This is a genomic window from Ruminococcus sp., from assembly GCF_017650195.1.
GTDB lineage: Bacteria > Bacillota > Clostridia > Oscillospirales > Ruminococcaceae > Ruminococcus.
Window position 1 is genome coordinate 1 of record NZ_JAGCFH010000257.1, and the last position, 8,023, is coordinate 8,023.

At 44.9% G+C, this 8,023-nt stretch carries 10 protein-coding genes; all 10 read left to right on the top strand.

What is annotated here, in order from left to right; all coding sequences use genetic code 11:
* Positions 1–414 (top strand): hypothetical protein (locus tag J6U00_RS11635; RefSeq protein ID WP_296582025.1); only part of this gene is annotated, 414 nt, incomplete at its 5' end.
* A gap of 458 nt (positions 415–872) precedes the next feature.
* Complete coding sequence (gene speD / locus J6U00_RS11640) at positions 873–1,643, top strand: adenosylmethionine decarboxylase (protein WP_294754286.1); 771 nt, start codon at positions 873–875, stop codon at positions 1,641–1,643.
* Positions 1,636–3,087 carry an aminotransferase class I/II-fold pyridoxal phosphate-dependent enzyme gene (locus J6U00_RS11645; protein WP_296582026.1) on the top strand — a complete coding sequence of 484 codons (1,452 nt, stop codon included), beginning with the start codon at positions 1,636–1,638 and terminating at the stop codon, positions 3,085–3,087. The genes speD and J6U00_RS11645 overlap by 8 nt, the downstream gene beginning before the upstream one ends.
* A 59-nt stretch (positions 3,088–3,146) precedes the next feature.
* Positions 3,147–3,620, top strand: a complete 474-nt coding sequence (locus J6U00_RS11650) for a hypothetical protein (protein ID WP_296582028.1) — start codon at positions 3,147–3,149, stop codon at positions 3,618–3,620.
* A 38-nt stretch (positions 3,621–3,658) separates the two neighbouring features.
* Entirely contained in the window at positions 3,659–4,510 is an 852-nt protein-coding gene (gene speE, locus J6U00_RS11655) for a polyamine aminopropyltransferase (RefSeq protein ID WP_296582030.1), read from the top strand.
* Complete coding sequence (gene speB / locus J6U00_RS11660) at positions 4,500–5,351, top strand: agmatinase (protein WP_296582032.1); 852 nt, start codon at positions 4,500–4,502, stop codon at positions 5,349–5,351. The genes speE and speB overlap by 11 nt, the downstream gene beginning before the upstream one ends.
* A 136-nt stretch (positions 5,352–5,487) precedes the next feature.
* Complete coding sequence (locus tag J6U00_RS11665; RefSeq protein ID WP_296582034.1) at positions 5,488–6,123, top strand: hypothetical protein; 636 nt, start codon at positions 5,488–5,490, stop codon at positions 6,121–6,123.
* Between the two features lie 30 nt (positions 6,124–6,153).
* Positions 6,154–6,612: a GNAT family N-acetyltransferase gene (locus tag J6U00_RS11670; RefSeq protein WP_296582035.1), complete on the top strand. Its 459-nt coding sequence runs from the start codon at positions 6,154–6,156 to the stop codon at positions 6,610–6,612.
* A gap of 10 nt (positions 6,613–6,622) precedes the next feature.
* Positions 6,623–6,802 carry a hypothetical protein gene (locus J6U00_RS11675; RefSeq protein ID WP_296582037.1) on the top strand — a complete coding sequence of 60 codons (180 nt, stop codon included), beginning with the start codon at positions 6,623–6,625 and terminating at the stop codon, positions 6,800–6,802.
* A 440-nt stretch (positions 6,803–7,242) separates the two neighbouring features.
* Positions 7,243–8,023 (top strand): DUF3592 domain-containing protein (locus J6U00_RS11680; protein WP_296582038.1); only part of this gene is annotated, 781 nt, incomplete at its 3' end.

Here is an 8,023-nt window from a genome sequence, read left to right on the forward strand (position 1 = left end):
AGTATAAACAGGGGCGAGCTGGGCAGCTTAATGTGCTTTCTGGGATTTATACTATTACACATGTTCTTTATGGTGTTCTGGGGAATTTTCAAGTACAGAAATGCAGAGCCTGCGCCTGAGGAAACCGATACCTTCGGAGTTCCGGCGTCAGGAAACGGCTCATACACGGGAACTAAAACAGGCTACAGCGGTACATCACCTTATTCGCAGACGAGTACGAAGCCTGATCTGACGGGCAATTCCTACGGCAGCAGTCAGTACGAGATGCCGGATCTTATTTCCGGTACAGGAAACAGCAGCTCCTACGGCGGCAGTCAGGCCGGGGAGATAATGTGCGAGTTCTGCGGAAACAGGTTTTCTTCAAGGCTGAAATATTGCCCTCACTGCAACGCGAGAAATCCTGATAATCTCTGAGCTTCGCAAAAAGCATAATGATAACTGAGGGGCGCTCCCGTCCTGTATTGCAGGGCGTCTTTCCATTATTTTACAGCTCAAATAATATAGAGCTGTACTATTGACAAAAAATGCAAAATGTGATAAAATATATTACATTGCAAAAGAAGCTACGGTTTCGGAGCAAGACTATTGACCACTCCGCAGGGAGTTGAGGCCATACGGACAGCCGGGTCAAATGCCGAATGCCGATATATCGGCTGGCAACTTCTGTTGCCTTATTGATTCGACTGCGCGTCGATAAAGTTTTTATAAGTTCTCATCAGCTTGTGAAAGGTCAATAAGAGTAGTAAAAGGTAGTACTTGCTTATATAGACTCTGTACCGTCAATGAAGTTTCTGTGCTAAGCGCATACGTATTTCATGCACACAATGGCTGATAAGGTCTTTGTGTGCATTTTTGTTGTGAAGGTGTTTTTTATGGAGAATAAACTGAAACTTTACGGGTTCAATAATCTTACGAAGTCGCTGAGCTTCAATATATATGATGTCTGTTATGCCAAGACGGCGCGTTCGCAGCAGGAGTACATCGCTTATGTTGACGAGCAGTACAACTCCGAGCGTATAACCGATATCATGACTCATGTTACGGAGATGATAGGTGCGCAGGTGCTGAGCGTTTCACGTCAGGACTACGATCCTCAGGGCGCTTCCGCTACCTTCCTTATCGCAGACGATACCATGATACCGGCAGGAGGCAGCGAGACTGTGGCTCACCTCGACAAGAGCCATGTTACCGTCCATACCTATCCGGAGTTCCACCCGGATACGAGCATAGCCACCTTCCGCGTGGATATAGACGTTGCTACCTGCGGAAAGATAACGCCCCTTACGGCTCTTGACTATCTCATAGGAAGCTTCGATTCGGATATTATCACCATGGATTACAGGGTAAGGGGCTTTACACGCAACCTTGACGGAGAAAAGCTCTTTATCGATCATGATATAACTTCCATACAGAACTATATAGACGAGAAGATACTGGACAAGTACGACGTTGTGGATATAAACGTATATCAGGCGAATATGTTCCACACGAAAATGCTCATCAAGGAGCTTGACCTGCAAAATTACCTGTTCAACACAGATGTCAACGAGCTTCCGCCAAGGCGCAGACTGGAGATAACCAATGCGCTGCAGCGGGAGATGATAGAAATTTTCAGCGGAAGGAACGTGTTCGGAAATGGCTGAGCTTTCCCAGACAAATGCGCCTATATACGAGGCGTTGAGAAGATTCCGGCGCATGAGGATAGTACCCTTTGACGTTCCGGGACACAAGCGGGGCAGAGGAAATATGGAACTCACGGAGTTCCTCGGCGAGGACTGCATGAGCGTCGATGTCAATTCCATGAAGCCTCTCGATAATCTTTGTCACCCGGTCTCTGTCATAAAGGACGCTGAGGCTCTTGCTGCCGAGGCTTTCGGTGCGGCAAACGCCTTCTTCATGGTGGGCGGCACTACCTCTGCTGTGCAGAGCATGATAATGTACGCCTGCAAGGAGGGTGACAAGATAATCATGCCGAGGAATGTACACAGAAGCGCTATCAACGCCCTTATCATGACGGGCGCCGTTCCTGTTTATGTAAATCCGGACGTGAATACAAAGCTGGGCATAGCCCTCGGTATGTCTGTGGCTCAGGTGGAGCAGGCTATCCGCGACAATCCTGACGCAAAGGCTATTATGGTCAACAATCCCACCTACTACGGTATATGCTCCGACCTGAAAAGGATAACTGAGCTGGCTCATGCTCACGGTATGTTAGTGCTTGTTGACGAGGCTCACGGCACTCATTTCTATTTCGGGGAGAATTTCCCTCTTACCGCTATGGCGGCAGGGGCGGATTGCGCCTCCGTAAGTATGCACAAGTCAGGGGGAAGCCTTACACAGAGTTCCTTCCTGCTTCTCGGAAAGAATGTCAACGCCGACTATATGCGTCAGGTCATAAACCTGACTCAGACCACGAGTGCTTCCTATCTGCTGCTTTCAAGTCTTGATATCTCAAGGAAGAGGCTTGCTCTCGGTGGCAGGGAGATATTCGCACAGACAGTGGAAATGGCTGAGTACGCACGCTCGGAGATAAACGAGATAGGCGGCTACTACGCCTACTCAAAGGAGCTTATAAACGGCGACAGTATCTTCGACTTTGATGTGTCGAAGCTGAGTATATACACCCTGCCTATCGGACTTGCCGGCATAGAGGTCTATGACCTCCTTCGGGACGAGTACGATATACAGATAGAATTTGGAGATATCGGAAACGTTCTCGCCTACATCTCGGTAGGTGACAGAAAGCGCGATATCGAGCGACTTATCAGCGCTCTTGCGGAGATAAAGCGGCGCTTCGGAAAGGACGGTACGGATATGCTCACTCAGGAATATATCAGTCCTGTGGTGTCGGAAACTCCGAGAAAGGCTTTCTATGCGAAAAAACGTTCACTTTCTCTTGACGAGGCGGCAGGACAGGTTTGCAGCGAGTTCGTTATGTGCTATCCGCCGGGTATACCGATACTGGCTCCGGGTGAGCTCATAACCGGTGAGATAATTGAGTATATAAAATATGCCAAGGAAAAGGGCTGTCAGATGACAGGCACTGAGGATATAAACATCGAAAGGCTGAATGTACTCGATATATGAACAGCACCAGACATAATTAAGATTATAGTATTATTATTGGTTCAAGGGAGAAAACATATATGAAAAAAGTTGGATTACAGATGAGTATACTTATGGCAGTCACGCTCAGTTTCTGCCTTTCACTTTTGGGAACGCTTTCCTCAGGTCACTTCACAGTTCCCGGATTTCTTATGAGCTTCGGGATAAGCACTGTGATAAGCCTTATCATCGGTTTTTTAGTACCGATGAAAAAGCTTGAGGACGGACTTGTACGCAAATGCGGCATTGAGGAGCACAGTCTCCCGGCAAGACTTCTTTCGACACTTGTGTCCGACCTCGTTTATACGCCCATACTTACATTTTCAATGGTGTTCATGGCATACAAGCAGGCAACGGCACATGGTTCAAATATGCCTTTCCTGCCGTCGTTCATCAAGTCACTGATATTAAGTCTTATAGTTGCATATATCATTATTTTCATTGTAAAGCCTTTATTCCTTAAATTTGTTATGAAGCAGAATGGCATATCGGGAATGCCGGCGGATAAATCATAATTTTGCGGAGTAAATTATGATTTAAAAGGAGGTATAGTATGGAATTATGGTTCACGGAGAGACATACTCCGAACGTTAATTTTTCAATAAAGGTCGATCACCAGCTCTACAGTGGAAACAGCGAGTTCCAGCGTATCGACGTATTCGACTCAAAGGAGTTCGGACGATTCCTTACCCTCGACGGCTATATGATGCTGACAGAGAAGGACGAGTTTATATATCACGAGATGATAACTCACGTTCCTATGGCGGTACACCCTAATCCGAAGAATATACTGGTCATAGGCGCCGGCGACGGAGGTGTTGTCAGGGAGCTCACACGCTATGCCTCGGTTGAGAGCATAGACCTTGTGGAGATAGATGAGTTAGTGGTAGAGGTATGTAAGAAGTACCTTCCTACTACTGCCTGCCGTTTCGACGACCCGAGAGTAAATGTATTCTACGAGGACGGCGTTAAGTTCATACGCCGCTGTACTGATCAGTACGATGTTATAATAGTAGATTCTACAGACCCCTTCGGTCCCGGAGAGGGCCTTTTCACAAAGGAGTTTTACGGAAGCTGCTTCAAGGCTCTCCGTGACGACGGTATAATGGTCAATCAGCACGAGAGTCCCTTCTATGATGAGGACGCTGCTGCTATGCAGCGCTCGCACAAGCGCATAGTTGAGAGCTTCCCTATAAGCAAGGTGTATCAGGCTCATATCCCGACCTACCCTTCGGGGCACTGGCTCTTCGGCTTTGCTTCAAAGAAGTACCACCCGACAAACGACTACAACGGTACAAAATGGAGTATGCTCGGCATAAAGACGCGCTACTACAACCCAAGACTTCATACGGGAGCCTTTGCTCTCCCGTGCTATGTAGAGGAGCTTCTCAGAGATGTTGAATAAGAATATACAGACCTTCATTGCCTGCGACAGTGAGTATGATGACGCTAAGATAGTTCTTTTCGGAGCCGGCTTTGACGGAACCACCAGCTTTCGCCCAGGTACGCGTTTTGCGCCCTCTGCCATAAGGAACGAGAGTTTTGGCATAGAGACTTACAGCCCTTATCAGAATAAAGACATGACTGATTACAGCTACTTTGACAGCGGAGACCTTGAGCTCTCCTTTGGAAGTACAAATTGCGCGTTAGCAGATATAACGACTCGTTCGAATATCATACTTGAGGACGGAAAGCTGCCATTTATGATAGGCGGCGAGCACCTAGTCACTCTCGGCTCGGTAAAGGCTGTGAAGGACAGGTACAGCGACCTTTATATAGTACACTTTGACGCTCACGCTGATCTTCGGGACGATTATCTCGGACAGAAGCTGTCCCATGCCTGCGTTTTGAGGCGCTGCCATGAGCTTGTGGGAGACGGTAAAATCTTCCAGTTCGGTATACGCAGCGGAGACAGGGAGGAGTTTAACTTCGCTGACGAGCATACTGAAATGCAAAAATTCAGTTTTGATGGGCTTGAGGAGGCAGTGGAGAAACTCATGGGTAAAAAGGTCTACTTCACGCTCGACCTTGACGTGCTTGATCCGTCAGTATTTCCTGGTACTGGTACTCCCGAAGCCGGAGGGGTAACCTTTGAGGAACTGAGAAAGGCTGTGACACTGGTTTGCAGCAAGCTTGACATAGTTGGCTGCGACGTGAACGAGCTCAGTCCCGTTTACGATCAGAGCGGAGTGTCAACGGCAGTTGCCTGCAAGATAATCAGAGAAATGCTGTTGGCTCTTTCGTAAAAGGATATGCTGTATGATATAAGGATATCATACAGTTTATGGAATGATGCGGGCTGCGTATAAAAAGAGTTTAGATAGTTTTGGCAGCAATGAAAGCGTTTGTAGTCACCCGGATATATATGAAGCAGGGGGCATTATGAATAATTATCAGAATCAACATGATGATATGAAAAACTCCGTGGACTACGGCAGATATGACGATCAGAGCGGATCTGACGCCGATGACAGAACGCCTCAGGAAATATACAGCAATCTTACAGAAAAACAGCAGAGATCATTAAATAGATTTGTGGGCTGCTTTTTCTGGATAGCAGTTCTACCATTTTTACTCACAGGAATCGTTTTCGTTATTGTGGGAACGTCTCAGTATATCGTTTCAAGCAATAAAGAAAAAAACTGTACATTTCCGGTACAGGCTGTAGTAACATTTGATGACGTGACTGAAACTGATATATACGACAAGTACGGTAACGTATCGGGGCACACGGTGTCATATTCCGGACCACCGAGGATAAAATACACATATAACGGACGTGAATATATCAAGGACGGCAAGGGTTACGTGAGTGATAACGCAAAACTTGACGACGAGGTGGAAATATATATTTCTCCAGATGATCCTGAGATTATATGTATTCCGGCGGATATGGAAAAAAACAAGACCGACTGGCGAAAGTTTGCCATCAGAGGAGTGATCATTACGTTGGTGTGCATAATTGTTCCTGTAGCGAGGAAAATACGATTCAGAAAAGAACTGTCGGGACATAACTGATATTGATGTTTTGACCACGGAGTGATAGATATGGATATATTCAGAGCGCAGAGCACTGAGGGACTTACGGAGATACGTATGGAGTATCTGCTGGAGGATTTCCCGGAAATGCCTGCGGAGCTGTCTGAGCATATACGGGCAGGCTTGCCGAGGTACTATGCGGAGCACCTTGGACGGGACTTCTTCGCATACATCGCGGAGGAGGGCGAAAAGACAGTAGGTTCGGCTTTCCTTGTAGTGAATGAAATGCCGCCAAATTCGAATTCTTCCAACGGCAGAACTGGTACTGTGCTGAATGTTTATGTTGCTCATGCATACAGGCGGCAGGGGATAGCAAAAGCTCTTATGGAACTGCTTATCTCTGACGCAAAAGCATTGCGGCTTGACTTTATAGAACTGAAAGCTTCTGCGGACGGTTATCCGCTTTATAAAAAACTGGGATTCAAGGACAGCGTTTCATCGTTCAGACCGATGAAGCTGATATTATAACGGAGAAAAAATGAAAAAGGATAAAAATATAAAGTCGTATAGGAACAGCTCTATAGCCTTTGCGCTGTTTGCATGCGTGATCATGGTCATCGTCTGTTTTGAAATCTACGGTATCAAACAGCTGAAAGACAGATGTACTTATAAAACAAAGGCTGTTGCAGAGGAGGTCATCTCCCGAAAAAAACATTGATTATGTTAATGGAGAGCTTACAGTTCAAACTACCTGCACTGTCGTTTATTCCTATAAATATGACCGGAATGAATATCTTGAAGAAGGCAGCGCATTCAGCAAAATAAGTATCAAAAAAGGTGAGATCGTGGATTTCTATATTGATCCCAATGAGCCTACAGTGTTTTACTGTCCTGCTGCCCATTTAATATATACTTGGTATATTTTTGTGGGAGCTGTTTGCCTAATCATGTTTATCAGCATTTGGTATATGAGAAGATACATAAGGGATATGAAATATATCAGTAACAAGCAGAGAGCTGATGAAATTATCTTTGGCTCAGCTGATAATAATGCTAATAAAAAAAGATAGCCTTTTCTTATGATAGAAGTAAAATGATATGGGATTAAAACGTTCATTCCTGTGTATGTGAACAATGAAAGGATTATTGGAGTAAAAAATGAAATATAATGATTATAACAATTATGGAAATTATAGTGACAGCGGAGTAGGCAGAAAGGCTGCGGAGATTATAGACTTTGCGGACAGGCATCAGAAAGCTATATCTAATACCGCTGGCGTCATAAGCCTAGTGTATTTACTGCCGTTGCTGATTATAGGTATTTTATTATTTTCATTAGGAGTATATTTTGGCTTTAGCAGCATGTCGGATAAAAAGAGCTGTACCGAATTGGTTTCGGGTGAGATAATAGCTATGGAGTCATGGAGCGAAAGTAATCGCCATGACAGAGTCGATTATGACGGTCAGGAAGGATATGCTCCTGTTTTCAAGTATACATACAATGGTGTTGAGTATATAAAAAAGGGAAATTCATATGCACAGTTTAAAGGATTATGGGCAGGAAAACAGGTGAAAATATATGTGAATCCGAGTAATCCCGAAAAATTTTATGTGCCTGATTACGTGAAAAAAGACCACAGTACAGTATCGTTTATCATAATAGGCATTCTTTTGATTGCGGTAGTTGTATTTGTTATAATAAGGATAAGAAATAAAACAAGAAATATCATATATAATGCTTCGGAGTATAAATCTGCGGGATATTCAGGAGAAAACGGCAAATATACTCCAAATTATGGATCTGCGGGATATTCAGGAGGAAACAGCAAATATACTCCAAAAATGACCAAAACAAGTGCTGTTGTTCTTTCCCTTGTCATCATTGCTACAATGATCGGTGGAATAATGTTTTTTAAGTATGATACCAATCTGAAAAAGA

What these genes read in the sequence shown, in the direction of transcription:
- J6U00_RS11645 (WP_296582026.1), top strand. Translation starts at nt 1,636, where the DNA reads ATGGCTGAGCTTTCCCAGACAAATGCGCCTATATACGAGGCGTTGAGA.
- J6U00_RS11650 (WP_296582028.1), top strand. Translation starts at nt 3,147, where the DNA reads ATGAAAAAAGTTGGATTACAGATGAGTATACTTATGGCAGTCACGCTC.
- speD (WP_294754286.1), top strand. Translation starts at nt 873, where the DNA reads ATGGAGAATAAACTGAAACTTTACGGGTTCAATAATCTTACGAAGTCG.
- speB (WP_296582032.1), top strand. Translation starts at nt 4,500, where the DNA reads ATGTTGAATAAGAATATACAGACCTTCATTGCCTGCGACAGTGAGTAT.
- speE (WP_296582030.1), top strand. Translation starts at nt 3,659, where the DNA reads ATGGAATTATGGTTCACGGAGAGACATACTCCGAACGTTAATTTTTCA.
- J6U00_RS11675 (WP_296582037.1), top strand. Translation starts at nt 6,623, where the DNA reads ATGAAAAAGGATAAAAATATAAAGTCGTATAGGAACAGCTCTATAGCC.
- J6U00_RS11665 (WP_296582034.1), top strand. Translation starts at nt 5,488, where the DNA reads ATGAATAATTATCAGAATCAACATGATGATATGAAAAACTCCGTGGAC.
- J6U00_RS11670 (WP_296582035.1), top strand. Translation starts at nt 6,154, where the DNA reads ATGGATATATTCAGAGCGCAGAGCACTGAGGGACTTACGGAGATACGT.